Raw genomic sequence first — 25461 nt, forward strand, 5'->3', positions numbered from 1 at the left:
AGGTATTCTGAAGGAATACAAATCATCAGTTGGCATCATCATGGCAGATATTCAATTTATTCGGGGTATAAATGAAGAAATTGTTCCCGATGTCCGTCTAACTCGGGCCAAAGATGGCACTAACGGCAAGGCTTACTTTACCTTTGATAACCCCAAAATTGTTCAAGAAGGTAATTTGGAAATTAACGGGATGTACATGGTGGATGAGGAAGGTGAAATTGTCACCCGGGAAGTCAATGCCAAATTTATCAACGGTCAAGCCACTGCCATTGAAGCCACCTATACCATTCGCAGCGCTGCCGATTGGGATCGCTTTATTCGCTTTATGGATCGCTATGCAGCCACCCATGGCCTGGGCCTGAATCAGTCATAACCGAGGCCATCAATCTTAACTAACGGTGCGAGGGCAATATGGCAGAACAAGAACGCTTGCTGATGATGGCCGAAGATGAACTGACGCAGTACAGTACCGATGCCCGCAAAATTGAAAAGCTCCGGCGCAAAATTGCCCTCTCGGTTCCTTTAGCAAAACAACGGGAAGTTAAAGACGCTTTAATGGCGGAATTTCCCACAGATTTTCTCAATCGCCTCATCCTCGAACAACGCCAAACGGTCGCCTTACCCTTTTGGGGCATTGCTGGCCTGGGGTTACTGTTGGGGATTTCTTGGCAACAACCCTTAGATTTTCTAGCTACGATCATTGGCGGTGGTATTGCCATTCTGATTCAACGCAAAGGCTGGCAACTGATGGCCAAACGTTTACTCATTCAAACCTTGGATGAACTAGATCCCCAATCCCAGGCCCCGCCTAAGTAAGTGCTTCCATCGCAGGCCAGCCATTTCCCCACATCGGCAGCCCAGACCAAATAAAAATGTCACCATCGGGAAATAGTGAGAGGAATACTAATCAATTTTGTTTGAATGCTGTCAGAATTGCCTTAACTTTGTTTTCAGTGAATAGCTTTACCTTATGGGATTGGAGATGGCCCACCACTGCCCGATACTTTACCAATGAATCTGGGAAAAGTCCCTTATCTTTCGCCGTCAGTTCGGTTCGAGTCTTGCCGAGTTTCCGGGGTTTATACGCCAAAGGGTTGGGTCAAAATGCCCAGTGGCTATATCTTGCTCAATCCAACCCGCAATCTGCTTTGCTTTGAATCAGAGTTAGGCGTCCCCACAGCAAGGGTGTAACCCATTTCTAAAAACTTACAACGGAGCCGTAATCGGGATCGGTATTTCTCAAGCGTGACTTTAGACATCTGCGAACGAGCTTTGCTCTACGGGGTAAATTCGGGGGTGAATTTACAACCCCAAACAACCTGTAACGGTCTTTGTTCTTTGTCTTATTCACATTAAGATTATCTTTAGAAGTTGCTTGGAACTCCCAAAAGCCTTACTATAACTAGGTTCCCTAACCTATGGGCGATACTGGATTTGAACCAGTGACCCCTTCCGTGTGAAGGAAGTGCGCTACCCCTGTGCTAATCGCCCGATCGCTAACGCTCTCTAACTGCTAAAGCAGTTCCCATAAGGTTTATAGAGCTTCTTTAATATAACCGATTAAGTAAGACTTTTATAAAAGGTTTTTCTAATTGAGCCTTAAATAGGGTTTATTTAGTTCAATTTTAGTCGGATTTATTAAGAAGATTGTCAATAAACTTTTATTAGTGAACTAGAGAGCAAATTCTATGGCTGAGACTTTTAGAATCGTTTTTAATAAAGAAAACCAAGCTTACAGAATTTACCTTGGGAATAGCAGATACCTTTATCTCGGTAAGGTGTCAGAGACAGTAGCCATGGCTATCCAATCAAGGATGCAGTCAGACCTAGCCCTAGGACAGTTTGACGCTACATTAGAGCGTTACAAGATAGATAACCCTTCTAAGCTTATTAAACAAGTTCCTAAAAGGGATATTAAAGAGCTTTCTTTAGAAGAGTTTTATCAAGTCTGGATAGAATCACTTAATCTAACTACAGCTAAATATAACGGTAAGTATTTAGAAGTAGGTAAGGTTATTAAGAGAGCTAGTGAGTATAAAGACTTACAAAAGGGATTGACCAAGATATTCAGTGAATACAAACTAGGAACTATTAAGACTTATAAGCCTTACTTGAATAAGTTCTTTCAATACTGCATTAAAGAAAGTTACTTAAAAGAAAATCCTCTAGAGTCTATTAAGCTTAATCCTGTAAAAAGTAGCAAGGATAATATTAAACCGCTAACTAAGTTAGAAGTAAATAAAATAATTGACTTATTCGCTACTAAATACCCTTACTATAGAGATTTAACTGAGTTTTTATTTATCACTGGAGTTAGACCCTCAGAAGCTCTTTCTCTGAGTTGGGATAAGGTAAACTTTGAAGAAAACTACATTCTAATAGATGTTGCTATTGGGAAAGATAAAAGCTTATCACCTTACTCTAATAGAAAACTTCTTAAAGAAACTAAGACTGGCATTAGTGGTAAGATTCCTTTAAGTAACAGGTTAAGAGAGCTACTTATAAGTAGATATGCTAATTACTTAAAAGGAAACAGGAATAGTAAGAATCTTATCTTTCCTGGGTTAAAAGGTGGTTATCTAGATTGGTCTAAATACAGTGTTAAATGGAAAGCTGTTTTAACTGAATTAAATATAGTTTATAGAAACCCTTATCAAACTAGGCATACAGCCTTAAGTTATGTCGCATCTTCACAAGGGTTATTAGCTGCCGCTAAGTTAGCGAGACATACCAACTCAGTTACAGTGGCCAAGCATTATGCCCGATTCACGGGTGATCTAGAGTTACCGGATTACTAGGCTAGGTTAAAGTCTCTTAGAACCTTTGCTGAGAGCTACCGCCTGTGACTTGGATTTACCTTGTCGGAACTGACCAGATACCCCTAATACAGGATTTATCTAATTCCGATCAAGTCTTAGTGGTAAAAGACGGTAGAACCAAGAGAATCTTACTTAGTAATTTTCCTGCTAGTGGTGGTGTTGGTGGTGATATAGAAGCTGAAGATATTCAAGGCTTAGTGAGCTTTATTCAAAATACCCAATTAACCGCTAATCAAATAACCGATTTATTAAACTTTATTCAATCAGTTAATTTAAGCACAAGTCAGATAACGGGATTAGTAAATTTAATTCAATCTACAACTATTCCAGCCGGGAATATAGAAGGATTAGTGAGTATAGTTCAAGCAACCCCTATAGAGTGGCAAAGCAAGAACACTAATTTTAATGCGGTAGCTAACGCTAATTACTTAATTAATAACACTGCCAATCAAATCACTGTTACCTTACCTTCTAATCCTGCGACAGGTGACACAGTTAGGGCAATTTTGTTAGGTGACCAACCAGTTATATTTAACCGTAATAGCAATAAAATAAACGGAATTGAGTTAAACGGTTATACAACTATTAAATTCTTAATTCACGAGTTGATATTTTTTGACTCTCAAATAGGTTGGGTTGTTACTCACTCAAACAGACCTAATCCACAAAAATTGCCATTGTATAACTTGTTAAGCTATTCCCCTACAGCTTTAGCTAGTTATACCTATGCGGGTTCTAATACTCTTAATTTAATAAATGACGGTAATCTAACTGTTGGGGCTGTAAAAAATGGCGGCGGAACTGACTTTAGGATTAGATTAAGCTTTACTAATCAAGTTCTTATAAATAGAATCACTATTAACACTGGTCAATTTAACGGAAATTTTAATAATCCTACTTCTTTCCAGGTTTATTCAGGTAGTTCTATAACTGGTAATCCTATTTTTAGCTCTAGCCTAACTAAGACTACAGCTAGTCAAACTTTTGAATTATTAGAAAACTCAAACTTCTTTAGCTCCTTTTCAGATATTTCTGTTTTATTTAGTGGTAATGCTGACAATACTTTACCTAATCAGTCTGTAGCAGAATTTAGATTATTTGGTCAACAATTATGAACACTATAAGAAGCTTTGGAATCGTATTAAATAACAATAATGGAGGTGATTTAGTTACTTTCTATAAGCCCGGAATAATTCCGGGGACTCAATCACAGGATAGAGTGGCGGGACTAATTAACTATTTAATCCTATCGGTTAATTTACCTAATCCCCCTGTGGTACAGCAATATTCCGGCCGAAGTGTAACCTTAACCCTTAAACCATTTAGCAATTCACCTGTTCTAGAAATAAATACTTTTGACTTACGTCCTGGAGTAGTGCCTTACACTATTGATTTATTACCCTTCTTATTTGGTCAAAGAGTGCCAAGTGTAGGGCCTGATTGCGAACTAGGAATTAAATTGATTGATAAAGGCTACGGTTTCTTGTCTGCTAACGAATCACTGACTTTATATGGTAGTGCTAACGAAGAAATAGAAACAAATGAAGATAGTATTATTCAAAGACTGAACTAAGGAGTTATCTATTATGGCGATCCAATTAGCTCCAGTATTAGCAGTAGGTCAAGCAGTAGCTATTGGGGCAGTAGCAGGGGCCGTAACTAATACTTTATTAAATGCGCAGGCACGTGCCTGGAAGAAAGGTAGGGACGCTAACCCAGGACAGCAACCTAACTGGTACACAGATTTTGGTGATACAGTTTGGGACTATAACCGTGAAAAAAACAATTTTCCTCCTATTCCTGCTAATAGCTTTATTGGCGGTCAATGTTCGATAGCCTATAAGGTAGGCATCACTGGACTATCTACCAAAGTCAGGACTCTTGCAGATGGCTCGAAAGAAACAACTAGAGAAGTTATCAGTTTGTCACCTAATGATGGCGTGACAGCGCAAGGCCCAATTCAGTCAGTTTTTTTAGAATCTAGTTCTACTGGTAATTCAATTACTTGGAATTTAGTGGTGATTGGGGCAAATGGGAGAGTACAAAGGGGATTGGGACAGACTTTGGGTTTTGATAGCTTTGTAATACAGCTTTCTGGTACTCAGATAGTGCCAGTATCAGGAATAGATAATTGCGGCAATTTAACCTTTAATAATACGATCAATAATTACTATTACAATACGACTAATAATAATACTATTAACTTACCTGATTTACCGAGTGTAGAAATACCTGAATTACCAAGTTTTGAGTTACCTAAATTTGAACCTTATCAAACTACAGAACCATTAACAGATTTAAGTGACCCTGAAAGATTGCCAGAATACGAAGATGCGGATATTAACGAGATTAAAAACAATTTAGATATTGCTTTAGATAGGCTCACCACCTTATTGAATAATCAAGATAGTTCTTTAGAAGCTATTTTAGACGCTGTTAATAATATTAGATTTATTCAGCCTGGGGAAGATGATGAACCTCTTCAGCCCGGAGAAACTTTAATACCTATCACTATTACAGTTCCTTGGGTAAGAGAGGATGTCAATGGGGAAAGATACCTGGAGCAACAAACAATTAAGGTAGTTTCTAACCCTAGTGCGTTAATCTCACGATTAACTGCTACGGCTGAAATGGCACTTGACCCGATTAGAACGGAAATGGCTAAAAAGCTATTTTTAATTATGGGAGGTGAAACTTTTTGGGAGTTTGAAACAATAGACGGCAATCTATTTGCTAAAGCTCAATACAACCCAGAAGAATATTTAAGAGATACTAGTGAGCTTTCCTACAATATCCAAGAGTCTAACGGTTCTATTGCTACTTTAGAAAGTAGAGAGCTAATCAGTAGAAGCTTACCGTCTTTAATAACTGCTATTAACTCAGTTAACTATATCCGTAGTGGACAGTGGAAATATCCTACTACTGTACCGGATACTATTGTAGAGAGAGACGAAAATACCCTATTACCGTTTACTATTCAGCAAATAGAGTTACATGATATTCAGGATTACAATGAATGGTTTTTACAGCAATTCGATGAAATTCTCGGTAATTGGCACAATAGAATTGAGATAGAAGATAATGACTTAGTAGCTGAAGGGAATCAATCACAGACTATCGTTTTACACTCAGTGGCAGATGCTTTGTCAGAAATACTTACTCAAAACGTGACTACTAACGTTTTATTAAAGGCTATTATTAACCTCAATACCAGGAATTTAATAGAGACTATTAACACTAAAAAAGAGTCAGTAGTAGCCAATTATGCGATAGATACAATTATTGATTACTTAGCTTGTGAGATTAAACAGAAAACTATTAAGTTACCCATGCTGGCAACTTTACCAACTACTGAAGGAGAAAGCTCTAATATTGGCTTAAGTGATTTTCTTAAAGACAGTGAGAAAGATATTGCTATTACTGAGTATTCAGGTAAGCAAAATCTACAATTTTCTTTAACGTCTTTATTACAAGGGGCAGCTATTGTTAAAGCTTCACTGACCAGAAAACTCCCCGGTTCGCTAACAGATTTTATTTCACAAGTAATGCAGCAAGTCAACGGATTTGAATCACAGGATAATACCCAGCAATTAATAGACCAAATTAAAGACCTTTATGGCGATGATGTCGAGGTAACTATATCGCCTATTAACCTTACTAACGGTGATTCTAATGGGACTAATTAGAGTAGCGGCTGTAAAGTTATCTAATCTCAAAAGTAAAGCTATTAATAATAGTTTCTTACAGCAATCTATTGGCGCAAATATTAGAAAAGTTCAAATAACAGGCCCTAACGGAATCCTAGGAAATATTGGCAAGTCTGGGGAAGGTAGTCTATTGGATTCTATTTTCGGTTTTTTAGGGAAAGCGGGTTCAGCTATTAAAGGGGTAGCAGATTTTAGTTTTTCCGGAATCGCCGGGGGAATAATCGCCTATCAACAATATATTTGGAATTTCAATTGGAATATCAGTGATGCTGAGATTAACCAAAACATCCAAAATAGCCTAGAGAATTTAGCCGGGACGCTTGGAGATACCCTTGGGCAAGCTTTAGGTTTTACTGTCTGTGGTGCGACTGCGGGGGCAGTAATAGCGGTATTTAATCCCAGTTTAGCTAAGGCAGTTTTATTAGAGTTAGGACAAGAGGCTTTAGATGATGCCTTAGGCAACATTTACGATTTGGCTAGAGAGGCTACTTATGCCGGAGCTAATGCGCTATTCCTAAAGATTTTTCAATCTAATCGAGCTTTCTTCAGTTTTTACAACAACTCAGTAGGAACCGTATTAGACCAAGTTATTCCAGGAAATTTATCTTGGGGTAATTACGTTCAACAAAGAAGAGAGCAAAATAGGCACTACAGCTTTGCTGACTTCGTAGAAAGTTCTGTTGATACTATTTCTAATCCGATTCAAAGAAGCTTCTTTGAGGAATTTTTCGATGCCTTTGGTGACGGTTGCCAAGACGCTTTTTATGCGGTAGCTAATCAATTAGACAACTACTTTGCCTCTAAAGAATTAGAACAGAATTTAACGGGACAAACTAATCTAGTCACTATTAAACCAAGTGGAGATGACAATGAAACTGTTTATATAGTCGGAAATAAAACTAATTTAGTAAGTACAGTTAGTAATACTTTAGCTAATAGCAGATTAAATAAGCCTAGTATTGTTCCGGCTGGATTTATGAATAAATACACTTTTGTGAATCAATTACAAATACTTTATAGGGGAACTAGCGGCAATAGGTCACAATATAGCGTTACTGTACCACATTGGAATAAGTCAGTTAATAGTAGCGAAAATATCAAATTTCCTAATATTCGTAAGGGTAGATGGGCATTAGTAGTTACTCTAGACGATAATTCTAAATTTCAGGTTAATTGTGCGTCTAAAGGTGAATGCACTAGAGTTTGGAACTTCTTTAAGAAATATATAGATACTAAAGTAATGAATAATCCTAAACTAAGTTATATTGAGAATAAGAATAGTAACGCTCAAACTGTTGATACTAAGGCTTATCGCTGTATTTTAAGAGATAAGAAAAGAGGGGTATTAGGACAATGGAATCCACAAGATTAAAACGGAAAGCAGTTAAACTTTATAATAACGATACTTGGATAGAGTTGCATAAACTTTTAGATAAAGCTCTTATAAATAGTGCTATTAGTGAAGAACAGTTAAGTTTGTTATTAAAAGGTAGGCTTAATCAATTACCGAATATTTGTTCTAATAGCCTTATTAGAAAAGAGCTAATAAATTAATCCTAGTATCACGGTTACTCTAAATAACGCTAAATCTACTTTCTAGGGTTAAATCCTTAAGATTGTATTTAGCGTTTTTTCCCTTGGATTAACCTCAGGGAACGTTAGCTAACCTTAAGCCTAGCTACTATTCTTTAACCCTGGTAACTTAAGATAACCTGATAGTTTATTGTTTGAGCCATAATCCTAGTTAACTAAAAAGGAATCAAAACTATGGCTTCAGCTATCACTACCACCGCTACTTCTCTTGAAGGACAAGCTTTAGAAGTAGCCCGTGAACTTGTCGAATTAGAGTTAGCAGTACCGGAAGATACTCGGCCTGATAACGCCCAGATTGCGATTGACTTGGAAGGGTTGGTTGCGACTGTTACGATTGCCCTACCAATTACTATCTCAGGCTCAGGTGCTAACTTGTCTATTGCGGCGGGTGAATACCTAGATTAATTTCTAGTCTTAACTCAGTGATTAAGGCTTATCTTATTAAATTGGTTTCTTAAAACTTGATTAGATAAGCCTGACTTTTACCCTTTTTTTAATCAAGGTGTCAAAAAATGGCTACTAATCCTTATGTAAAACGCTCTGTTTTGTGGGGAGCTTATCGTCTAAAAGTTCCCAAGCAACGTGCCGGGGCGGGGCGGGAAGTTAAAACTCGGAACTTATACAGTTACGTTAATCAGGGGACTGTGGATCGGATTAAATTGCGTCCACAGCAACTTGTTTACCCGGCGGCTTATCTGCTCAAAACTAAGCCCAGCCAAGCGGGGCGGGGAAATAGTGATTCTGTGCAGCCACGCTTAAACAGCGGACGGCAACCCAGTAAAACTCGGACGTATCTTTGGAAGCCAAAAGTACAGCGTCAATTTTCCAATCACATTAAAACTGTTGGGGTGGCAGATTATAACGCTATTCTTAAGTTCACGATCAATCCTAACGATGCCCGATTTAGCCAAATTGGAATCCCTACCGGACTCAGCTTTGCCAAGATGGCCAGCAATTTAGCTAGGTTCACTGAAGTAGGGGTATTTAAGGCCCGTAGTGGTAATACTTTCGTACTCACCAAAGGGTCTAAGAACGCAATCGGTCGGAATCGTGCAGCTAACGCTGTCAGTGAAAAAGAAGTTAAACCTTCTAACGCTGTAGCGGGTTAGTGTGATGGGAGTAATTACTAGGGTAACTATTACTAACTCACCTAGAGTTATTAAAAACTTCCCTAGTAATACCTTTGTTAACCTATCTACTATTGTGAAGTTTGAAAGGCTAAGACTATCTTTATTTTACAAAGATTCTTTTGTTAGCTCTTTAACTTGGATTACTAGCAAAGATAGGCTAATAAAAACTCCTTTAGTACCTAATAACGAATTATTAGACTTAGTTATTGAAAAAAGTAGCTTAACTAGGTTTAATAAAAATCCTATCCCACTATCGTTAGAGGAATTAGACTAATGGAATTTAAGGGTTATCTATTTAACAGTTTAGATAAGCTTGATTGCAAGAAGCTTACCAAAACTCAATCCTTATTTAAGGATGGAGTTATCGAATTAAACGAAATTGGGGAAAATTCTTATTTAATTGATTATATTGAACCAAACGAATTTACTGGGATGCAGGTAGAAGAGGTTAACGGGCAATTAATTGAACATTTTGATACTGAGAAGGAATTGGCTTTAGCCGTCCTGAACGATGACGAATCTAGTGAATTTGACAAGGAATTGGCTCATCAGATTTTAGGAGATAATTCTAGTGATTCTTTAGAAGAAGAAGAGTTAGAAGAAGAATTAGAAGAACCTTTAATATGGATACCTTAAAGTCATGGATAACAATCAAGGTAAGCCTACTATTTTAGACTTCTATAAACTCTTTTATAAGTTAGAGGAAAACCTAAAACACATTAAAGATGACCTTTGTTCGCTTAAAAAGAGCAATCACTATTTAATGATTTTAATGTCAATTTTACTAATGGGAGTTTTGGGAGTAGATATTAACAGGTTATTAGTATTGATTGACACCAAAAACTTAATAAGGAGTGATACTAATGGACAGCAAACTAATAGATTGGAATAACCCTAATAGTAACGTTAGTAAATACTTTAAGGTATATGAAGTTACTAATCGAGACTTAAGAAGGATACCACCTACTCAAGAAATAAAAGATAGAGTAATCCGATTAGCTCTTGAACTGGACAAGATTAGAGAGCAATGGAATGGCCCTATTGGGGTAACAAGTTGGTATAGACCACCTGCGATTAACAGACAAGTGGGAGGTGTGCCAAACAGTCAACACTTAAACGGCGGTGCAGCCGATATTTACCCTATTGGTCGTGACGGTGTTCAGTTTGAGCAGTGGCTAGACCAAAGATGGTCAATGGCACTAGGTTATGGACAGCGTAGCGGCAGAGGCTTTACTCACGTTGATTTGCGTAGCGGTAGGATTAGATGGGATTATTGACGCTAATTGGTGTTTTATCTATAATCAAGCTATCCCAAACCTACTAATTGCCCCAAGCTCTTTACTTGAGTGAGGGGTTAATTATTATAGGGGTATATCCAAATAAGAAAAAACTCTTATAGACTCAACTATAAGAGTTTAATAAAAGGGTTAAAAGGGAATATCAACTAATTCAGGAATAGATAAAGTAGCCTTACAAGGTTTTCTAAACCTGTTATAGTGACTTATTTTAATTTTGCCATTAACTCCTTTTTTAATGCTGGGTTATCTCTAACTTTAGAAGATAACTTGTCAATTTGTTCTTTAATTTCACGCTCTTCAGCGTTACTATGCCAAGCCCAAGCTTTGTTAAACAATTCGATATATTCAGCATTGTCTAACTGTAGAGGCTCAATGAGCATTTTTTGAATACGCCAATAGATAAACTCAGCGTTAAGCTCTGGATTTTCATGTTCACCTAAAAGCATTTCTCTTGTAAGTTTGGTATGGAGTTTACCAACAGTATCGCCTCTAGCCATAGTTATCACCTTAAGTAACGTTTAATCAAAAGATTCAATCATTGAATCTATTCTTATTTTAATACCCATCTAGGTATCTTGTCCACTAATTCTTGTTTATAACCTAGCTCACTCATGCAATTACAAAATTCACTGTTAGTAAGTCTATCTAAAGGCAGATAACCGTATTTAATTAAAGACTTGACGTAAGCGTTAAGAGTATCTGAAGTAATCTTATCTACTAACCAATCCCGGTTAGTTTCTACAGCGTTTAGATTGTGAGCTTCTATAAACTCTAAGATAACGCTCTTTAAGGTAGGGCTATCAAACTTTTTATTGACTCTATCCCAGTAGTCCTTAAAATAATCCCATCCCTCACTTGCGCTCGTGAATACTTTTTGAAACAAGCCTACGGCAAGTAGTGGCTTAGTTCTTTCCCATTGGGAGATATTTAAGCCTTTATTTCTAAGACTTCTTAAAAGTTCCTTAAAGTCCTCTTCTTTATCTTCCCAATAGATAGATAAATCAATATCATAATCGTCTTCATCGTCTATCTGTGGTAAATCACTATTAGAACTTCTCTTAAAGTCTATTATATAGAGTCTATTAATAAGCTCTATAAAATTATCTACTTCCCTTGTTATATTGAAAGTTGTAGAAATAATCTTAGGTGAGAAAGTGCTAAACTCTATAACCCCTTTATCTGTGTCACTACTACTTAAAAACTCTTTAGCAGTAGCCTTATCTACTGAGTTTTTTAATAGTTGATAAAGCTGGTTATTGCTAAAAGTTGACTTATTCCAATCATCTAAGATTAGAGAGTAATTTCTAAACTTAAGAGCGTTTATAGTCCTTCTTATTGCTGAGACTGAACTATTCGCACCTAAGATAGTGCTATTAGTAAGCCTAGAAGCTATTTTGCAAAAGGTAGATTTTCCACTACGGGATTCACCTAAACAATAAAGGATAAAACACTTATTAAGAAGTCTATAATCTTGTGCTAAATAACAAGCTAATAACTTGCTATCTTGTGGATTAGGTAAAGCTAAATAGTGATCCAAAACCAAGAGCAAACTTTGTCCTAGTGGTAGCTCAGAACTAAAAAAATCTGGTAACATATTATTACTCCTTAAGTTTGTGTGATGACGGCAAACAATACCCCTTAGATAGTTTCTAAGGGGTATTTTATTAAATGGGTTAACTAATCCTCATTAGAGAAAGAACTATTAACCTTGTTCATGGACTCTAGCAATAAGTCACCTATTTTAGAGTTAGCTTCTTTGGTTAAAAGTAATAAACTCTCTCTAACCTGTGCTAGATCATCCATGAAAAGAAGATTCTTTTCTAAGTCGGCTTCATTGCTCATCAATGCGATTGCAATTATATTCATAGCGTTAAGAGTAGCTGTATAAGAATAAATTGCATCCTTATAATAATTGCTCCATTGCTGCTGTCTTTCATTTAACTCAAGTATTGCCATTAGAAAACTCCTTATTTTTCGTTAATCCAGAAAGACTTAATCAAACTTGATATAGTACCAAGCTTAATAGAAAGATTAGAATCACTTTTAACCTTTTCGGTTAATTCGATAACGTCAAAAAGTGACTTAATCTCTAGCTCAATACCCAAAGCCTTAATTGCTTGACTTAATTCACCTAAGTAAAAGTCTCTTCTAGCCTCTAATACGGCTTTAGTGTTTTCGTAGAAAGACTCAGGGGTACAATTACTCTTGTATCCCCCTTTAGAGTTGTTAGCCTTAGCTTCACTAACTTCTAGCTGAACTTCTGATGACTGAATCCCAATAGAAATAGTACCCTTAATGCCGACTTTCTCCTTATCCCCTAATAAGTTTCTTAATTCAGTGAATAGTGATACTTCAGCTATTTCTGGATTAACGTCAACTTCTACTAATTCACCTTCAGAGTAGCTTTTACCTTTATAGGTATCAGAGTTTATATTCCAGGCTATTAAAGCAGCTTCATTAAGAATGTTTTTAAGGCTGCATTTGCCGTAAAGGTTAATAACCTTTTCCTTAAGGCTAATAGTAGCCTCTTCTACTGTGATTAAGTAAACGTCTTGACCATAAGCAGGATTAAAGTATCTAACGTTAGATTTTCCGGTAGGTTTAGATAACAGTGGCATAATTGAACTCCTTATTTTGTTGACTGTGAATAGACTTGACGCTGTTTAAGTCTTGAGACTAATTCCCTTGCCTGAGATAAGTTTTTGACTATCTCTAATCTTGCATCAGGATAATAATATCGAAAAGCTTTAAGTTTGAGCTTATAAGCTTCAGTCTCAAAGCCTTTAGCCTCTACTAGGGTATCGTAGCTAGGTAGCTTAAAGTCCACTTTCCAATAAGTAAACTTTAAGTCAATAGGGTATTGATTAACGATAGGTGTATCTAACTCTAATAGAGTTTTATAAACCTGATACTCAAAAGTTGAAGGGAAATAAAGGTAATTACCTTTTACTTCTGACTTTTTAGTAACCGTTATTCCTTTATCTACTAAGTAGAATATAGGATTGCTATTGTATTTCACTGTTTGAACTCCTTTTGAATTAAGTGATAGGTAAACTTGGTTAGTAACTTCCCAATAAAAACTTAAAATCTTTTCCTCATTAACTCCTTAAGTCTTTTAGTTAAATAATCCACATTATCAGGATTAACCCAATAAACCTGAGTTAAGTTACTTTCTGGGTTATACCTTGTTAATTTATATCCCCATTGTTGGTTAGTAATATTAGAGTGATATTCCCTAAATTCTCTTAAGGTAAAGCCTCTACTAATCAGATACCAGATTAAAGTGCTTATTTCAGCGTCTTTATCTCCCATTCTTTAACTCCTTACAATTCTCTGAATAGTTCAGAGTTTTCTAATACGGCTAAAAGAATCTTTATGTCTGTTTCATCTGTAACGCCTAATCCAGTTTGGGTATTAAAACGTATCACTAAATACCCTTGACTTGCTTCTATTGTGTTCACATTAGAAAGATTGATGTAAACTTTTTTGTTGGGCAAGTAACAATAAACTGGCATAACTGAAAGCTCCTTGATTGAGTTAATGAATGGATAAAAAGATAAGGGTTATTAAATCAGTTATTAATAACCCTTTATTAATTGCTTTGTTTAGTCACCTACGAATAAAGAGTCAGTAGGACAAGAGACGGTAAGGCTATTAGTCCTTAACTCCGTGCTATCAGGATTACAGTGAACCTTAAGGACACAAAGACCGTTAGCTAGAAAACAGTAGAATTGAACACCGCTATCAGTTGGCAGTAGCTGAACTGTATTAAAGAGATTAGCTAGAGACTTATAAATCCTGTTTAAGGTAGGGAAAAAAGCGGCACTCATCACAGGATTTAAGACTTGAGCGTTATAAAAATCTTCTGGGTTCACTTTTGGACTCCTTGATTAGATGGGGTTGATAGAAACAAAGAAAAGAAAGCTTAATTAAGAAGCCGTATAGGTAAAATCAAATTTGTCCCAAATCCGGCCGGTTGAGGCTGTTGCAAGCTTTGTCCCAATATGGATAATCCTAATTTTTAGACCACTGGGAAGAGTTCCGTAAACAGGCTTGCCCTCGGCTAGATACCGTTTAGCTGTGTTAACGGAAATCTCACAATTAGAGGAACTAGACATCACAAACTCCTTTAGATTGGTTTAGAGTCAGATTTTTAGACACAGCAATATAGACGGTATTTAAGCCCTTTAATAGAGCTTTACCGTGTTATAATAGTTATGTGCAAATTCTGAACACTTCCAACTTACATCATATTTTGGATAAAGTTCAGATTTTGAACCATGATTTTTATCTATGGGGTTATAGACTATGCTCTATGGCTTAAAAAAACAACGTGAAGATCAAGGTTTAACCCAATCTCAGCTTGCAGAAAAGCTAGGGGTTAGTAGATTGCGTGTTAATAGGCTTGAGAATGGCTCGGTTAACTCTATAACCCCTAAAGAGCTTAAAACACTTATAGAGCTTGGCTTTAGCCTTGATGAGATTTTTCAAGATAGTAAAGTGGCTTAGAATCACTTTATCTAAGGGTTATCTTGATAATTTAATAAAAAAGACTTTATTAAATCTCTAGTGTTATCAAAATAGCTTAAAAAATCCTCTAACTCACTTAAATCAAGCTCTGTAAACGATTCAAATAGTTCATGACCATAAATTTCATCTTGATATTGATTAAATAAGCTATCTATAAACTCAATTAAAGAAGATAGTTTAATCTTCTTTTTTATTCCTGTTCTTGAATCAAGGTATAGAAGATAAGGAGCTAAGGTATTGCTAGAGCCAATAGCTAGCAATAACTCCTCTAAGTCTGTATATCCCAGGTAGTAACACACTAAAGTACACTTAAATACGATTAAATAGGATTATAAAACAAGATACCTTGACAAGGAGTATGGTTAAAAGTTTTTATAGGGGATACTTGACAAGGTAAAATACTTCTGTTAAGGTAAATTCTATCAAGGGTAGATAACCCTTTAGGTCAGAAAAAACATCTAACTAGCTACTAAAAACTGTTGGTAAACGGATTTAAGAAACCTAGTTAGATTATCCCTTTAGAAAAGTCTATATAAACTCTCTTATATAGATATATATTTATATATATATATTTATATATAGGCAATTTTTTATTAAAGAGTTTTACTAAAAAGTTTTACTAAACAAAACAGACATAAGCTTTTATTAAACTCTTTTACTAAAGCAGTTTACCAAACAAAAAAGTACAAAATTTTATTGCTAACTTTTTTTAATTGTATATAAGAGCTATTGTATAACTTAGTCCTATCTTAGTTCAGTGTTACACTATAGGGACTATAACCCTTACCCCGCTTAAGCTGTTAGCCTCAGTGTGAAGGAAGTGCGCTACCCCTGTGCTAATCGCCCCATTGGAGAATCTGCTAATGGCCCCTATGGATAGTTTACAAGCAAAACGTCTCTAGGTCTAGGTATAAAAATTGCAAGAGTAAAATTAATCAGCCGACAACACTATCTTTAATGCATAACCAGAATGACAGGAACCTCTCCTTGCTCCAGGCCAGCCTTACCCAAAACCAGATTGATTCAGACAAAAACATGAGGGGGCCCTTTAGTCGTCAGTATTAGCCCCCAGGCCCAGGTAGGTCTTACCCAAATAGCGGCTGAGACGCTTAAGAGGATTGGTGACTTGAGCCGCATGATCATCATGGGTTGTATCGGGGAGTGTTGTCCCTAAAAAGGCTGTAAACTCCTCGTCGCTTAAAGAACCTGCCTGGTGCTGTTCAAAGGCCTCAACCACTGCCACCAAATCCGCTGCTGTAAAGGCAAAACCCTGGGATGTAGCAAATTCCGCCACCACTGGGGCCTGGGAGCCTTTGAGAACCGCCGCTTCTTCAGAATCTAGTTCAGATTCACAACTAATATTGCCATCCCCAACTCCCAATAACGCCTCTAACTCAGCTTGTAAGGTTTCATCTTCGGCAGTTTTTTGCATAAAAAGTAAAATATTGACAGTTGCCGTGTCGGTCATGGCTCACTCCTTTTTCTTGGGGATGTTTTGGGGACTAGACCAAAGCGAGGGGCGAGGATTCTCAGCCCATGGCCAAATTATGCCAAAACCAATCTGTAGCGTGTGTTCTGAGCAACCTAATAACGTTAAAAAAGATTACGTTTATTGGTCTCTCCAAACTGTTTTCAGGCCAGGAAGACTCTTGAGTGCTTGGCCGCTTTGGGGTTTTCTAAAAGACTGCCCTCTGCCCTCAGACTAGTAATGCATCTGTTTCTGCCAATCCCCCCCTGTATCTGGGCAAGAACGAGTACCATAGCCATAGAATTTGGGGAAAGGATTGAGAAAACCGATGGCAGAACTGGCAGTTGGGATGGTGCAGGTGTTAGGGTATCCCGCCGCCCTCAATGTTGCGGATGTGATGATTAAGGCGGCCCAAGTTGTGTTGGTCAGTTGCGAAGGCATTGGCAGTGGCTATTGGACAGTGGTAGTGCGGGGAACAGTTGCTGATGTCCAGGCCTCGGTTCAAACTGCCCGCCATCTTGGTCAAGAGGTAAAGTCCTGGCAAGTCATTCCGCATCCACCAGGGAATTTAGCGGCGGTGTTACCCATTGCAGGGGGTGGGGGGGGCCTGGAAGACTATCTCTTGTAAAAAATCTTGGGGAATTTGGTTGCTTTTAACCTGGATTGCCCCAGGCCAGGGGAGACTAGAAATGAAAATGTTTAGCCCATAGGTGCATTCCCCCATGTCAGGCGTACCTGTTCTTCAACTTTGGCGGAGTCATAACCCAGAACAGCGCATCTTAGCGGCGATTGATGTTGGGACTAACTCGATTCACATGGTAGTGGTGGACATTAACCCGACTTTACCCAGCTTTAAGATTATCGCGGCCCAAAAGGATACGGTTCGCCTCGGGGAACGCTGTGAACAAACGGGCCAGCTGACTTTAGCCGCAATGGAACGGGCCCTAGGCTCCTTAAGACGCTGTCGCGAATTAGCCGATAGTCTCCGGGCAGAAGCCGTGATCGGCGTGGCGACTAGTGCAGTCCGGGAAGCTCCGAATGGCCTGGAGTTTTTACAACAGGTGCGGGATGAAACCGGCCTGGAGATTGCCCTCATTTCCGGGGTAGAAGAAGCCCGCCGGATTTATTTGGGAGTCCTCTCTGGCCTGGAATTTCAGGGGCAACCCCATGTGATTGTGGATATTGGTGGTGGCTCAACAGAACTGATTCTGGGAGACGGCCATGAACCCCGCTACCTCAGTAGCACCAAAGTTGGGGCAGTCCGCCTAACGGATATGTTTGTCCAGAGTGACCCCATCTCAGAGCGAGATTTTGAGCAGTTGCGCGGCTATGTGCGGGGGATGTTAGATCGGGCTACGGAGGAATTACGTTCCCATCTACGGCCGGGGGAAGTTCCTAAGTTGGTCGGGACATCGGGGACGATTGAAAGCCTCATGAACCTCCATGTCTGGCAAACTTTAGGTCATGCACCCGCTTCCCTGCAAGGCTATACCCTGACCCAGACTGACCTGAAAGGACTGATTCAAAAACTCCGCCCCCTCAACTACCACCAGCGCACCCAAGTCCCTGGAATGTCGGAAAAACGGGCTGAAATTATCTTGGCCGGGGCAGTTGTCCTCTCGGAGGTGATGAACTTACTGGAAGCCAACAGTCTCCAAATCTGTGATCGGGCCTTGCGGGAAGGGATTGTTGTTGATTGGATGCTCTCCCACGGTTTAATTGAAGACCGACTTCGCTATCAAGGTTCAGTCCGACAACGCAGCACGCTGGGGATGGCTCAAAAGTTCCGAGTCAACTTACCCTATAGCGAGCGAGTAGCAGCCTTTGCCCTCAGTTTGTTTGACCAGACCCAAGGAATATTACATCAGTGGGGCGAACTAGAGCGAGAACTACTCTGGGCAGCAGCAATTTTGCACAATTGTGGGCATTTTGTCAGTCACTCAGCCCATCACAAACATTCCTATTACTTAATTCGTAATGGGGGCCTATTGGGGTACACGGATACAGAAATTGAACTCATTGCCAACTTGGCCCGCTATCACCGTAAAAACACCCCCAAGAAAAAACATGAAAACTACCGTAATCTAACCAGTCGGGAACATCGCGTAGTTGTTGAGCAGTTAAGTGCCATTCTCAGGTTAGCCATTGCCCTTGATCGGCGACAGGTTGGGGCAATTCAAGATATTTCCTGCCGATGGCAATCAGAATCCCAAGAGTTTACCTTAATTTTGCATCCCAGCAATGCCAATGATGCCTGTGAACTCGAACTGTGGAGTTTGAACTACAAAAAAGAGGCCTTTGAAATGGTTTTTAATCTCAAATTGGAGGCGCATTTAGAGTCATCTGATCCAGGGGCAAAGACTCCAATTGAAGAAACGGTTACCCTTGCTTAAGGCTGATTTAAACTGGAGAAAATCTGGTTCACATCAATAATAAACAGCGGTTGAGTATTGGGAGTCTGTGTATCCATCATCAACGTGCTGACACAGTGGATATTTCCCAAAGAACGATAATGAGTGGGCAAGGGGGTAATGGCCTCTGGGTTAATTCGAATTAGCTGGGGTGGGGTTTGAATTGGAATGCCCAGGAGTTCGAGATGAGTCATATCAGTGGCCTGGAGAATCAGAAGAAATTGATAAATAGTTTTCTTAATTGGGAGATTGTGGGGCAACAGAACGTTCTCAACATTAATCACAAGAACTTCCTGTTGTTGATAGTGAGCCAGGCCAATGCCACGCCCAGCAGGATCACCGTGGATAGTTGTTAGGGGAATGATCTTTAAGACCTGGGTAATTGGTAGAGCAAATTGTTCTTGGGCAATCTCAAACTGGAGCAACCGCTGGGTTGGGGCTTGTTCTGCCGTGGTGCGAGATTTCCGGCGGGATTTTAAGGAAGCAGTCAGAGCCATAACATTCTCTTAAATGAGGACCATCAAACAGGTTGGGGTTGGGGGGAAGTGACTAGAGTCTTCAACGTAGCCAAGAGGTCAGCTTCACGGAAAGGTTTGGTGAAGTAAGCAGTTGCGCCTAAATTGATCGCAAGTTGGCGGTGCTTCTCACTACTCCTAGAGGTCAGCATCACCACAGGTAAGTTTTCCTGGTTTTTTAAGTTTTTAGCCTGGGACAAAAAGCCATAACCATCCAAGCGGGGCATCTCGATATCACAAATTACTGCTTGAGCAGAGAGGCCATTGCTGAGTAAATCTAGGGCTTCTTGACCATCCTTGGCTTGTTCGACTCGATAGCCCGCTTTTTCTAGGGTGTTGGCTAAAAATCGGCGGACATTGATCGAATCATCCACAATCAAGACGGTTGTTTGTCGGCTCTGTCGCGGTTGGCTGGAGACCAGGCCTGGGGATTTGGGTTTTAAGTTTGGGGCTTGGGATTGTTGGGTTTCGAGCCAGCGCCAGAGGCCATAGGTATCCACTAGGGGCACAATCCGACCATCACCCAAAATCGTACAGCCACTAAAGCCGGGAGGTAAGGGCAACGCGCTATCCACTTGCCGGATGGTTACTTCCTGCTCCCCCCAATAGCGTTCGGTTGGAATCCCAAGCAAATGGTCGCCTTGGGCAATGACGAGTAGGGTTGGCTGATCAATAATCGGGGCGGCTTCCATGCTAATCCGGGGACGGGGGCGGGGGAAGTTAAACCATTGCTCCAGTTGAATTAGGGGCATCAATAGGCCGTCCCAATCCAAGAGAGTCTGGCCCGCACTGTGTAACAGGTTTTCTGCTTCAAACAGGGTCATTTCTTCCACTGCATCTGTCGGCACGGCCACCAACATTCCGGCAATTTCCACCAGCAGCACCCGCACTACGGAAAGGGTAAACGGTACGGTAATTGTAAACGTAGTTCCCAGGCCAGGTTTGGTCTCCACCTGAATTTCACCGCGGATTTTTTTCAGGTTTGTCCGGACCACATCCATGCCCACGCCGCGCCCAGACAGTTCCGTTACCTGAGGGGCAGTGGTAAATCCCGGTTCAAAAATTAAATCTACCAATTCCCGTTCACTGGCCTGGTTTAGCATCATGGCATCTAAGCCCATCTCCAGGCCCCGTTGCTTAATTTTTTCCAGGTTAATGCCTTGCCCATCATCGGCAATTTGAATAATGGTTTGGCTGCCCCGATAGGCCGCACTAATCGTAATTTTGGCCGGATTGGGTTTACCCTGAGCGGTGCGCTCCGCGGGGGATTCGATGCCGTGATCAAAGGCATTACGGACTAGATGGAGGAGCGGATCCGTGAGGGCTTCTAAAATGGTCCGATCGACAAGGGTATTGCCGCCATTAATCTCCAGTTGCACCCCTTTGCCATATTCATGACAGAGATCTCGCACCATCCGAGGATAACGATTGGCCAGGTCAGCAAAGGGACGCATCCGCACTTGGGTGAGGCGATTTTGCATTTGTTTGGCGGTGCGGTGTAAGTCCCGCTGGGTGCGCTCCGTATCTTCCAGGCCAATTTCTAGATCACTGGTAATTTCTTGGATTTGGACAATGGTTTCAATCACATCCTGAGACAACTGGTGCAGGGGGTTGTAGCGGTCAAATTCCAAGGCATCAAATTGATCCTGCCAGTGGGGGGCAATCTCTGACTTGGCTAATTTTTGCTGGAGATTAGCAGTGGGGATCCCAAAGGTTTGAGTGGTGACGCGGTCATAGCCCTGGCGGAGTTGGAAGTTGGATTGCTCAAGGCGGCGAACTTTGTCCTTCAGAGCCTGCATCTGTTGTTGGAGGCGTTGAACGTGCAGGCCTAAGCCATTGCGTTCGATGGTTAATTCCCCAAACAAGTCTGCCAGTTCATCTAACTGTTGGACAGCGACGCGCACGGTTTTATAGGCTTCGGCATGACCCGCAGATTCTGAGGCCGCTGGGGCTGAAGGGGCAGGTTCCCTAGACGGAATGGTCGATGCAGAAGTGGGCGGAAGGGTCGGGTGGGCATGATCTGGCAATAAGCTGGGAGAAAATTCTAAAACCGGATCAAATTCCTGGTCATCCAGTGCGGTTTCGACATCGGCTAAGAGATTTTCCAGGCCTGCTAAGGCCGGTTTTGGCCCCACTTCTCGGAATGGTAAGGTTGCCTCAGGTTGGTCGTGGGAAATGTCTAAGGGTTCGAGGGCGGGATAGTCTGGGACTGCATCTGGGGCAAAAAGGGCCTCGGCATCCAGTTCTAAATCTGAGAGTTCCGGGAGTTCTTCGAGATCGATGAAATCGGTAGTCTTTGACCAAGAGATAAACCGTTCGGGTAAGGCCTGGAATTGCCCAACTAAGACCATGGCCTGGCAGCGTCTCCAGCCTTGGACAATTTCGGTCGCGATGGCTGCCAATGGGTAGGGCTGATGTTCTAAGAGATCGCTCACTGAGGCGCAATAACTGACAAAGGCCGGGAGTTCCAGCATTTGCCCCAGGCCCTCAAGTTCTTGGGCGACAATTTTCAATTCCTCCAGCAAACAGGGTTGTTCGGGACTGGCCAAAACTGCCTCAAGTCGTTGTAAGCAGCCTTCCACTTCTGATTCGAACAACAACGCCCGCATATCGCCCCCGGCATCTTCCGACAGCAGGGCAATTTCACTTTCCGGTTGCAAATCCCCGAGCCGGGCCTGGAGTTGCTCAATCACCGGATCAACTTGGGTATCTAGCCAACTTTGTGGGGCAATCATCCCTTGCCGATTCAGGGAAATCAGATGTTGCAGACAATCCACGCCCCGGAGTAATTGCTGTTCCAAGTCTATCTCTACCGGAGTCCCGGCCCGGATCACTTTTAAGAAATCTTCCAGACGATGGGCTAGATCACTCAGTTGCGTAAACCCCATCATGGCCGCTCCCCCCTTGATCGAGTGAGCAGCCCGGAGAATCCCATCAACGCGACCCCGATTTTGCCCGTCTTGGCTGAGGCCCAATAGCCCCGTTTCCATGGCCTCGAGATAGTCTTGGGCTTCTTCCAAAAACTGTTGCCGGACAATTTCTTGCCCATCATTGGCGGGAATGAGTTGGGATTTAGGGGGAACCATGGCTTTAGCTGTCCTCTGTCACCGTAAAGGTATCCACCGAAGCCTGGAGTTTTTTGGCCACGGCCACTGTTCCTTCCAGGGATTCGGAAATTTGGCGGGAGCTATCGGACATCCCCTCAGAAACTTTGGCAATATCTTTCATCAGGGTGTTCACAGTCGTGGCAGTCCGGGTTTGGCTGACGGTGGTTTGGGAAATAGATTGCACCAGTTCATCAATGGCTTGGGAAACGGTGACAATTTCTTCCAGGTTTTTCTTGGCTTCTTCCACGAGTTGTGTGCCTGTGACCACCTGACTTGTTCCCGTTTCCATGGCCATGACCACTTCATTCGTTTCCTGCTGAATGGCCTCAACAATTTGTTCAATCTCTTTGGTTGCCGCCGCTGACCGGGCCGCCAATTCCCCCACTTCTTCAGCAACCACCGCAAAGCCTCGCCCTTCTTCCCCCGCTCGAGCCGCTTCAATACTGGCATTAATGGCGAGTAAGTTGGTTTGGAGCGCAATTTGGTTAATCAACGAAATCACTTTAGAAATCTGTTGGGAGGATTCCCCCAGACGTTTGACCTTTTTGGCCGTTTCTGCCACCGTTTCCCGGAGACTCAAGATGCTTTGCACGGTGTCGTCCATGGTTGAGCCACTGGTCTGGGCAGTTTCCGAGGCTTTACGGGCAACTTCGGCGGCCTGGTTGGCGGTGTCAGCCACAGATTGGATTGAGCGAGACATGTCTTCAACCGCACCCAACATCCGGTTGATTTTCTTGGCCTGGCGCAAAGAGTCATCGGCCAATTGCCGCATCGCCGTTTCATCTTCACCGAGGGCCTGGTTGACTTGGGCGGTGGAGTCTTTTACCTGGATAACCACTTCCCGGAGGCTTTCAATCAGGGAGTTAAAAATGTCAGCAACCGTGCCAATCTCCCCCGCCGTAATGTCTGCTCGCACCGTCAGATCTCCTTGGGAGGCAGCTTCTACTTCACTCAGGAGGTTAATAAGCTGGGATTGAATGCTTTCTGTGCGCTGTTGCTGCTGCCGGGCTAAACCCTCTGCCTCTTGTCGGGCGACTTCGGTTTGTTTCAGGAAGTTCAAGCGTTCTACAACCAGGCCAATCTGAGTGGCAAGCTGCCCAAAAAAGTCAATTTCCGACTGCTGCCAGGCCCGCGGCCCAGAACATTCATGGGCAATCAACAGCGCAACCAGCTTTTGCTCAACGATGATCGGGGCGACCAAATTTGCCCGTACCTTGAGCGGACTCAGTTGTTTGAGATGACAGGGGGTTAAGCCAGCATTCAAAATATCAGGCGTAGCCTGAATTCGACCCTGGCTGTAGGCCTCAATCCAATTTTGACGAAAACAGGGGTCATCAATCCTGGTGTCTAAGGCAGCGGGCCAGGCTGGATCTACGGATTCTGCCACCACTGTCCCGACATAATCAGCATCAAACTCATAGACAATCATCCGGTCTGTCTTCAGGGCTTGACGGATTGCTGTGACAGCGGCTTGGAGAAGCTCCGGCTCCTCGGTATAGGTTGCCAGGCGTAGAGTAATATCTCGCAACTGTTTTGCCCGCTCGGCCTCTTCGCTTTGTTGTTGCCGGGCTGCCTCGGTAGTATCCAGTAATTCGGCAATCTGGGCTGCCATTTCGTTGATGTTCACCCCCAGGCCAGTGATCTCATCATCTCCAGCCACAGCCACCCGCGTCGTCAGATCCCCCTGCCCCATTTTCTCGACCGCAGCCGTTGTCTCTAAAATCCGTTTCGTGCCCCGTTGAGCGAAGTAGGCCGCAATCACCCCCACCCCCACGGCCGTCACCCCAATCCCAACCAGAAAGATCCAAAAAAGCTGACGGGTTGAGGCAAAGGCAACGTCTTGGTCGGTGGCTAGGGCGACTTGCCAATTCCCGGCTTTCACGGGCGCGGTCGCTAAAACCTGAGGAGTGCGATTCGTCCGTAGGGTTTCCAAGGCAACGGTTGGCTGGCCAGTGGCCTGAATCTGAGCAAAGTTAGCAAAGGCCTTACTTGCCGGTTGGTTAATTAAATCAGCGAGAGAGGACACAAAGACTGTGCCTTGCCGATCTACCAGGAGATAGTTACGGCCATTGCCAGCATAGTTTGCCACAAAGAAGTCTAAGCGATCGAGGGGAATCCGCAACCGGAGCACACCCACAATTCGGTTACTGGCTGAATCCCGTACCGGAGCTGCCACAAAAACACCGACTGGCCGATCCGGCAAAGACAGGGTCGGCTCAACCGTCACCAAGGCCTGGCCAGTTTCGAGGGCCGACTTAAAGTATTGATGATTTTGGAGAATATTGTCGGGCAGAGGTCTTCCCTGGGACTGAGCAACAACTGTGCCCCGCCCGTCTGCTGCAATCAAAGCCGCACTGTCATAGGCTTCATAGGCGGTTACATAACGATCTAACGTAGCCACCAGTTGAGAACTATTTCGGCGTTGTTGGGCATTGGTGAGGGCTGGATTTTGGGAGAGAAGCCGAGCATCACTAACCCGGTCTCTGAGGAAAATCTGAAACTTGTCAGCAAAGTTAATCGCTGAATTTTTTTCAGTTGTCAGTGTTTGGTTGCTAATGGTGCGATTCCCCAGGCCAAAGGCAATAATCCCCACCCCCAAAACGGGTAAGACTCCCAAAGCAATACTGAACAACGTAAATTTTGTCCGCAAACTCCGCCGGGGAGACCGACTCTTGTCAAGCTCGCGAGAACGTGGTGGGGGTGATGGTGGTTGTCCCGGTGGTGATGGGGTGCTGCGAGGGGGTTTCTGGTTACCTTGTCCATGACCATTGCCTGTTTCTAAGTCATTTTGATAGGCATTGAGGACGGAATTGGGTAACTGGGGGAGGTCGGTGGGTTGGGGAGTCGGCCGTTGCGAGGTGGTCATAGTAGTTCCTAGTCAGG

At 42.0% G+C, this 25461-nt stretch carries 27 protein-coding genes and 1 tRNA gene; 15 read left to right on the top strand and 13 right to left on the bottom strand.

Annotated elements, in window-relative coordinates; translation table 11 throughout:
- The first annotated feature begins 40 nt into the window (after positions 1–40).
- Both psb28 and SYN6312_RS06505 read left to right on the top strand, forming a co-directional pair.
- Positions 41–373, top strand: a complete 333-nt coding sequence (gene psb28 / locus SYN6312_RS06500) for a photosystem II reaction center protein Psb28 (protein ID WP_015124063.1) — start codon at positions 41–43, stop codon at positions 371–373.
- A gap of 38 nt (positions 374–411) precedes the next feature.
- Positions 412–816 (top strand): hypothetical protein, encoded by a 405-nt coding sequence (locus SYN6312_RS06505; protein WP_015124064.1) that lies wholly within the window; start codon positions 412–414, stop codon positions 814–816.
- A gap of 603 nt (positions 817–1419) precedes the next feature.
- Here the strand turns inward: SYN6312_RS06505 and SYN6312_RS06515 are convergent.
- Positions 1420–1491, bottom strand: a tRNA-Val gene (locus SYN6312_RS06515).
- 197 nt (positions 1492–1688) lie between these two features.
- Between SYN6312_RS06515 and SYN6312_RS06520 the strand changes: the two genes are divergently transcribed.
- The 10 genes from SYN6312_RS06520 (at position 1689) to SYN6312_RS06565 (ending at position 10526) form a co-directional block, all read left to right on the top strand.
- On the top strand, positions 1689–2798 hold the full coding sequence (locus SYN6312_RS06520; protein WP_015124065.1) for a tyrosine-type recombinase/integrase: 1110 nt from the start codon (positions 1689–1691) through the stop codon (positions 2796–2798).
- Between the two features lie 44 nt (positions 2799–2842).
- Complete coding sequence (locus SYN6312_RS06525) at positions 2843–3934, top strand: hypothetical protein (RefSeq protein WP_015124066.1); 1092 nt, start codon at positions 2843–2845, stop codon at positions 3932–3934.
- Positions 3931–4392 (top strand): hypothetical protein, encoded by a 462-nt coding sequence (locus tag SYN6312_RS06530; RefSeq protein ID WP_015124067.1) that lies wholly within the window; start codon positions 3931–3933, stop codon positions 4390–4392. Before SYN6312_RS06525 ends, SYN6312_RS06530 begins: the two co-directional genes overlap by 4 nt.
- 13 nt (positions 4393–4405) lie before the next feature.
- On the top strand, positions 4406–6505 hold the full coding sequence (locus SYN6312_RS06535) for a hypothetical protein (protein WP_015124068.1): 2100 nt from the start codon (positions 4406–4408) through the stop codon (positions 6503–6505).
- Positions 6492–7898, top strand: a complete 1407-nt coding sequence (locus SYN6312_RS06540) for a hypothetical protein (protein WP_015124069.1) — start codon at positions 6492–6494, stop codon at positions 7896–7898. The genes SYN6312_RS06535 and SYN6312_RS06540 overlap by 14 nt, the downstream gene beginning before the upstream one ends.
- Before the next feature lie 395 nt (positions 7899–8293).
- Positions 8294–8524, top strand: coding sequence for a hypothetical protein (locus SYN6312_RS06545; RefSeq protein ID WP_015124071.1), 231 nt, complete (start codon positions 8294–8296; stop codon positions 8522–8524).
- A gap of 107 nt (positions 8525–8631) precedes the next feature.
- Positions 8632–9228 carry a hypothetical protein gene (locus tag SYN6312_RS06550; RefSeq protein ID WP_015124072.1) on the top strand — a complete coding sequence of 199 codons (597 nt, stop codon included), beginning with the start codon at positions 8632–8634 and terminating at the stop codon, positions 9226–9228.
- A 4-nt stretch (positions 9229–9232) separates the two neighbouring features.
- Entirely contained in the window at positions 9233–9523 is a 291-nt protein-coding gene (locus SYN6312_RS19725; protein WP_156804752.1) for a hypothetical protein, read from the top strand.
- Positions 9523–9885, top strand: coding sequence for a hypothetical protein (locus tag SYN6312_RS06555; RefSeq protein ID WP_015124073.1), 363 nt, complete (start codon positions 9523–9525; stop codon positions 9883–9885). The genes SYN6312_RS19725 and SYN6312_RS06555 overlap by 1 nt, the downstream gene beginning before the upstream one ends.
- Before the next feature lie 227 nt (positions 9886–10112).
- Positions 10113–10526, top strand: a complete 414-nt coding sequence (locus tag SYN6312_RS06565; protein WP_015124075.1) for a D-Ala-D-Ala carboxypeptidase family metallohydrolase — start codon at positions 10113–10115, stop codon at positions 10524–10526.
- A gap of 224 nt (positions 10527–10750) precedes the next feature.
- Here SYN6312_RS06565 and SYN6312_RS06570 read toward each other — a convergent pair whose 3' ends face one another.
- The 7 genes from SYN6312_RS06570 to SYN6312_RS06600 form a co-directional block, all read right to left on the bottom strand.
- A complete protein-coding gene (locus SYN6312_RS06570; RefSeq protein ID WP_015124076.1) occupies positions 10751–11044 on the bottom strand; it encodes a hypothetical protein in 294 nt (97 codons plus the stop codon).
- A gap of 53 nt (positions 11045–11097) precedes the next feature.
- A complete protein-coding gene (locus tag SYN6312_RS06575; protein ID WP_015124077.1) occupies positions 11098–12141 on the bottom strand; it encodes a hypothetical protein in 1044 nt (347 codons plus the stop codon).
- A gap of 83 nt (positions 12142–12224) precedes the next feature.
- Positions 12225–12503 (bottom strand): hypothetical protein, encoded by a 279-nt coding sequence (locus SYN6312_RS06580; protein ID WP_015124078.1) that lies wholly within the window; start codon positions 12501–12503, stop codon positions 12225–12227.
- An 11-nt stretch (positions 12504–12514) separates the two neighbouring features.
- Positions 12515–13165 (bottom strand): hypothetical protein, encoded by a 651-nt coding sequence (locus SYN6312_RS06585; protein WP_015124079.1) that lies wholly within the window; start codon positions 13163–13165, stop codon positions 12515–12517.
- An 11-nt stretch (positions 13166–13176) separates the two neighbouring features.
- Positions 13177–13566 carry a hypothetical protein gene (locus SYN6312_RS06590; RefSeq protein ID WP_015124080.1) on the bottom strand — a complete coding sequence of 130 codons (390 nt, stop codon included), beginning with the start codon at positions 13564–13566 and terminating at the stop codon, positions 13177–13179.
- Positions 13567–13628: 62 nt separating this feature from the next.
- On the bottom strand, positions 13629–13859 hold the full coding sequence (locus SYN6312_RS06595) for a hypothetical protein (RefSeq protein ID WP_015124081.1): 231 nt from the start codon (positions 13857–13859) through the stop codon (positions 13629–13631).
- Between the two features lie 617 nt (positions 13860–14476).
- A complete protein-coding gene (locus SYN6312_RS06600) occupies positions 14477–14665 on the bottom strand; it encodes a hypothetical protein (protein ID WP_015124084.1) in 189 nt (62 codons plus the stop codon).
- Positions 14666–14855: 190 nt separating this feature from the next.
- Here SYN6312_RS06600 and SYN6312_RS06605 point away from each other — a divergent pair, with 190 nt between their 5' ends.
- Positions 14856–15056, top strand: coding sequence for a helix-turn-helix transcriptional regulator (locus SYN6312_RS06605; RefSeq protein ID WP_015124085.1), 201 nt, complete (start codon positions 14856–14858; stop codon positions 15054–15056).
- A gap of 11 nt (positions 15057–15067) precedes the next feature.
- Here the strand turns inward: SYN6312_RS06605 and SYN6312_RS06610 are convergent, their stop codons facing one another.
- Together SYN6312_RS06610 and SYN6312_RS06615 are read right to left on the bottom strand one after the other, a co-directional pair.
- Complete coding sequence (locus SYN6312_RS06610) at positions 15068–15337, bottom strand: hypothetical protein (protein ID WP_156804753.1); 270 nt, start codon at positions 15335–15337, stop codon at positions 15068–15070.
- A 788-nt stretch (positions 15338–16125) separates the two neighbouring features.
- Entirely contained in the window at positions 16126–16545 is a 420-nt protein-coding gene (locus tag SYN6312_RS06615; RefSeq protein WP_015124087.1) for a hypothetical protein, read from the bottom strand.
- A gap of 328 nt (positions 16546–16873) precedes the next feature.
- On the opposite strand from SYN6312_RS06615, the gene SYN6312_RS06620 reads away from it, so the two are divergent.
- A complete protein-coding gene (locus SYN6312_RS06620; protein ID WP_015124088.1) occupies positions 16874–17173 on the top strand; it encodes a BMC domain-containing protein in 300 nt (99 codons plus the stop codon).
- 94 nt (positions 17174–17267) lie between these two features.
- Positions 17268–18938, top strand: coding sequence for a Ppx/GppA phosphatase family protein (locus tag SYN6312_RS06625; RefSeq protein ID WP_015124089.1), 1671 nt, complete (start codon positions 17268–17270; stop codon positions 18936–18938).
- Here the strand turns inward: SYN6312_RS06625 and SYN6312_RS06630 are convergent.
- From SYN6312_RS06630 to SYN6312_RS06640, 3 genes are read right to left on the bottom strand one after another with little or no spacing between them, the layout of a single operon-like run.
- Positions 18935–19453, bottom strand: coding sequence for a chemotaxis protein CheW (locus tag SYN6312_RS06630; RefSeq protein ID WP_015124090.1), 519 nt, complete (start codon positions 19451–19453; stop codon positions 18935–18937). The two genes, SYN6312_RS06625 and SYN6312_RS06630, sit on opposite strands and share 4 nt — an antisense overlap.
- A gap of 23 nt (positions 19454–19476) precedes the next feature.
- Positions 19477–22557 (bottom strand): response regulator, encoded by a 3081-nt coding sequence (locus SYN6312_RS06635; RefSeq protein WP_015124091.1) that lies wholly within the window; start codon positions 22555–22557, stop codon positions 19477–19479.
- Between the two features lie 4 nt (positions 22558–22561).
- On the bottom strand, positions 22562–25444 hold the full coding sequence (locus SYN6312_RS06640) for a methyl-accepting chemotaxis protein (RefSeq protein WP_015124092.1): 2883 nt from the start codon (positions 25442–25444) through the stop codon (positions 22562–22564).
- Positions 25445–25461: the final 17 nt, after the last annotated feature.

Source organism: Synechococcus sp. PCC 6312 (assembly GCF_000316685.1).
Classification (GTDB): domain Bacteria; phylum Cyanobacteriota; class Cyanobacteriia; order Thermosynechococcales; family Thermosynechococcaceae; genus Pseudocalidococcus.

Coding starts and splice junctions, on each gene's coding strand:
- psb28 (WP_015124063.1), top strand. CDS start 41: ATGGCAGATATTCAATTTATTCGGGGTATAAATGAAGAAATTGTTCCC.
- SYN6312_RS06505 (WP_015124064.1), top strand. CDS start 412: ATGGCAGAACAAGAACGCTTGCTGATGATGGCCGAAGATGAACTGACG.
- SYN6312_RS06520 (WP_015124065.1), top strand. CDS start 1,689: ATGGCTGAGACTTTTAGAATCGTTTTTAATAAAGAAAACCAAGCTTAC.
- SYN6312_RS06530 (WP_015124067.1), top strand. CDS start 3,931: ATGAACACTATAAGAAGCTTTGGAATCGTATTAAATAACAATAATGGA.
- SYN6312_RS06535 (WP_015124068.1), top strand. CDS start 4,406: ATGGCGATCCAATTAGCTCCAGTATTAGCAGTAGGTCAAGCAGTAGCT.
- SYN6312_RS06540 (WP_015124069.1), top strand. CDS start 6,492: ATGGGACTAATTAGAGTAGCGGCTGTAAAGTTATCTAATCTCAAAAGT.
- SYN6312_RS06545 (WP_015124071.1), top strand. CDS start 8,294: ATGGCTTCAGCTATCACTACCACCGCTACTTCTCTTGAAGGACAAGCT.
- SYN6312_RS06550 (WP_015124072.1), top strand. CDS start 8,632: ATGGCTACTAATCCTTATGTAAAACGCTCTGTTTTGTGGGGAGCTTAT.
- SYN6312_RS19725 (WP_156804752.1), top strand. CDS start 9,233: ATGGGAGTAATTACTAGGGTAACTATTACTAACTCACCTAGAGTTATT.
- SYN6312_RS06555 (WP_015124073.1), top strand. CDS start 9,523: ATGGAATTTAAGGGTTATCTATTTAACAGTTTAGATAAGCTTGATTGC.
- SYN6312_RS06565 (WP_015124075.1), top strand. CDS start 10,113: ATGGACAGCAAACTAATAGATTGGAATAACCCTAATAGTAACGTTAGT.
- SYN6312_RS06570 (WP_015124076.1), bottom strand. CDS start 11,044: ATGGCTAGAGGCGATACTGTTGGTAAACTCCATACCAAACTTACAAGA.
- SYN6312_RS06575 (WP_015124077.1), bottom strand. CDS start 12,141: ATGTTACCAGATTTTTTTAGTTCTGAGCTACCACTAGGACAAAGTTTG.
- SYN6312_RS06580 (WP_015124078.1), bottom strand. CDS start 12,503: ATGGCAATACTTGAGTTAAATGAAAGACAGCAGCAATGGAGCAATTAT.
- SYN6312_RS06585 (WP_015124079.1), bottom strand. CDS start 13,165: ATGCCACTGTTATCTAAACCTACCGGAAAATCTAACGTTAGATACTTT.
- SYN6312_RS06595 (WP_015124081.1), bottom strand. CDS start 13,859: ATGGGAGATAAAGACGCTGAAATAAGCACTTTAATCTGGTATCTGATT.
- SYN6312_RS06600 (WP_015124084.1), bottom strand. CDS start 14,665: ATGTCTAGTTCCTCTAATTGTGAGATTTCCGTTAACACAGCTAAACGG.
- SYN6312_RS06605 (WP_015124085.1), top strand. CDS start 14,856: ATGCTCTATGGCTTAAAAAAACAACGTGAAGATCAAGGTTTAACCCAA.
- SYN6312_RS06615 (WP_015124087.1), bottom strand. CDS start 16,545: ATGACCGACACGGCAACTGTCAATATTTTACTTTTTATGCAAAAAACT.
- SYN6312_RS06620 (WP_015124088.1), top strand. CDS start 16,874: ATGGCAGAACTGGCAGTTGGGATGGTGCAGGTGTTAGGGTATCCCGCC.
- SYN6312_RS06625 (WP_015124089.1), top strand. CDS start 17,268: ATGTCAGGCGTACCTGTTCTTCAACTTTGGCGGAGTCATAACCCAGAA.
- SYN6312_RS06630 (WP_015124090.1), bottom strand. CDS start 19,453: ATGGCTCTGACTGCTTCCTTAAAATCCCGCCGGAAATCTCGCACCACG.
- SYN6312_RS06635 (WP_015124091.1), bottom strand. CDS start 22,557: ATGGTTCCCCCTAAATCCCAACTCATTCCCGCCAATGATGGGCAAGAA.
- SYN6312_RS06640 (WP_015124092.1), bottom strand. CDS start 25,444: ATGACCACCTCGCAACGGCCGACTCCCCAACCCACCGACCTCCCCCAG.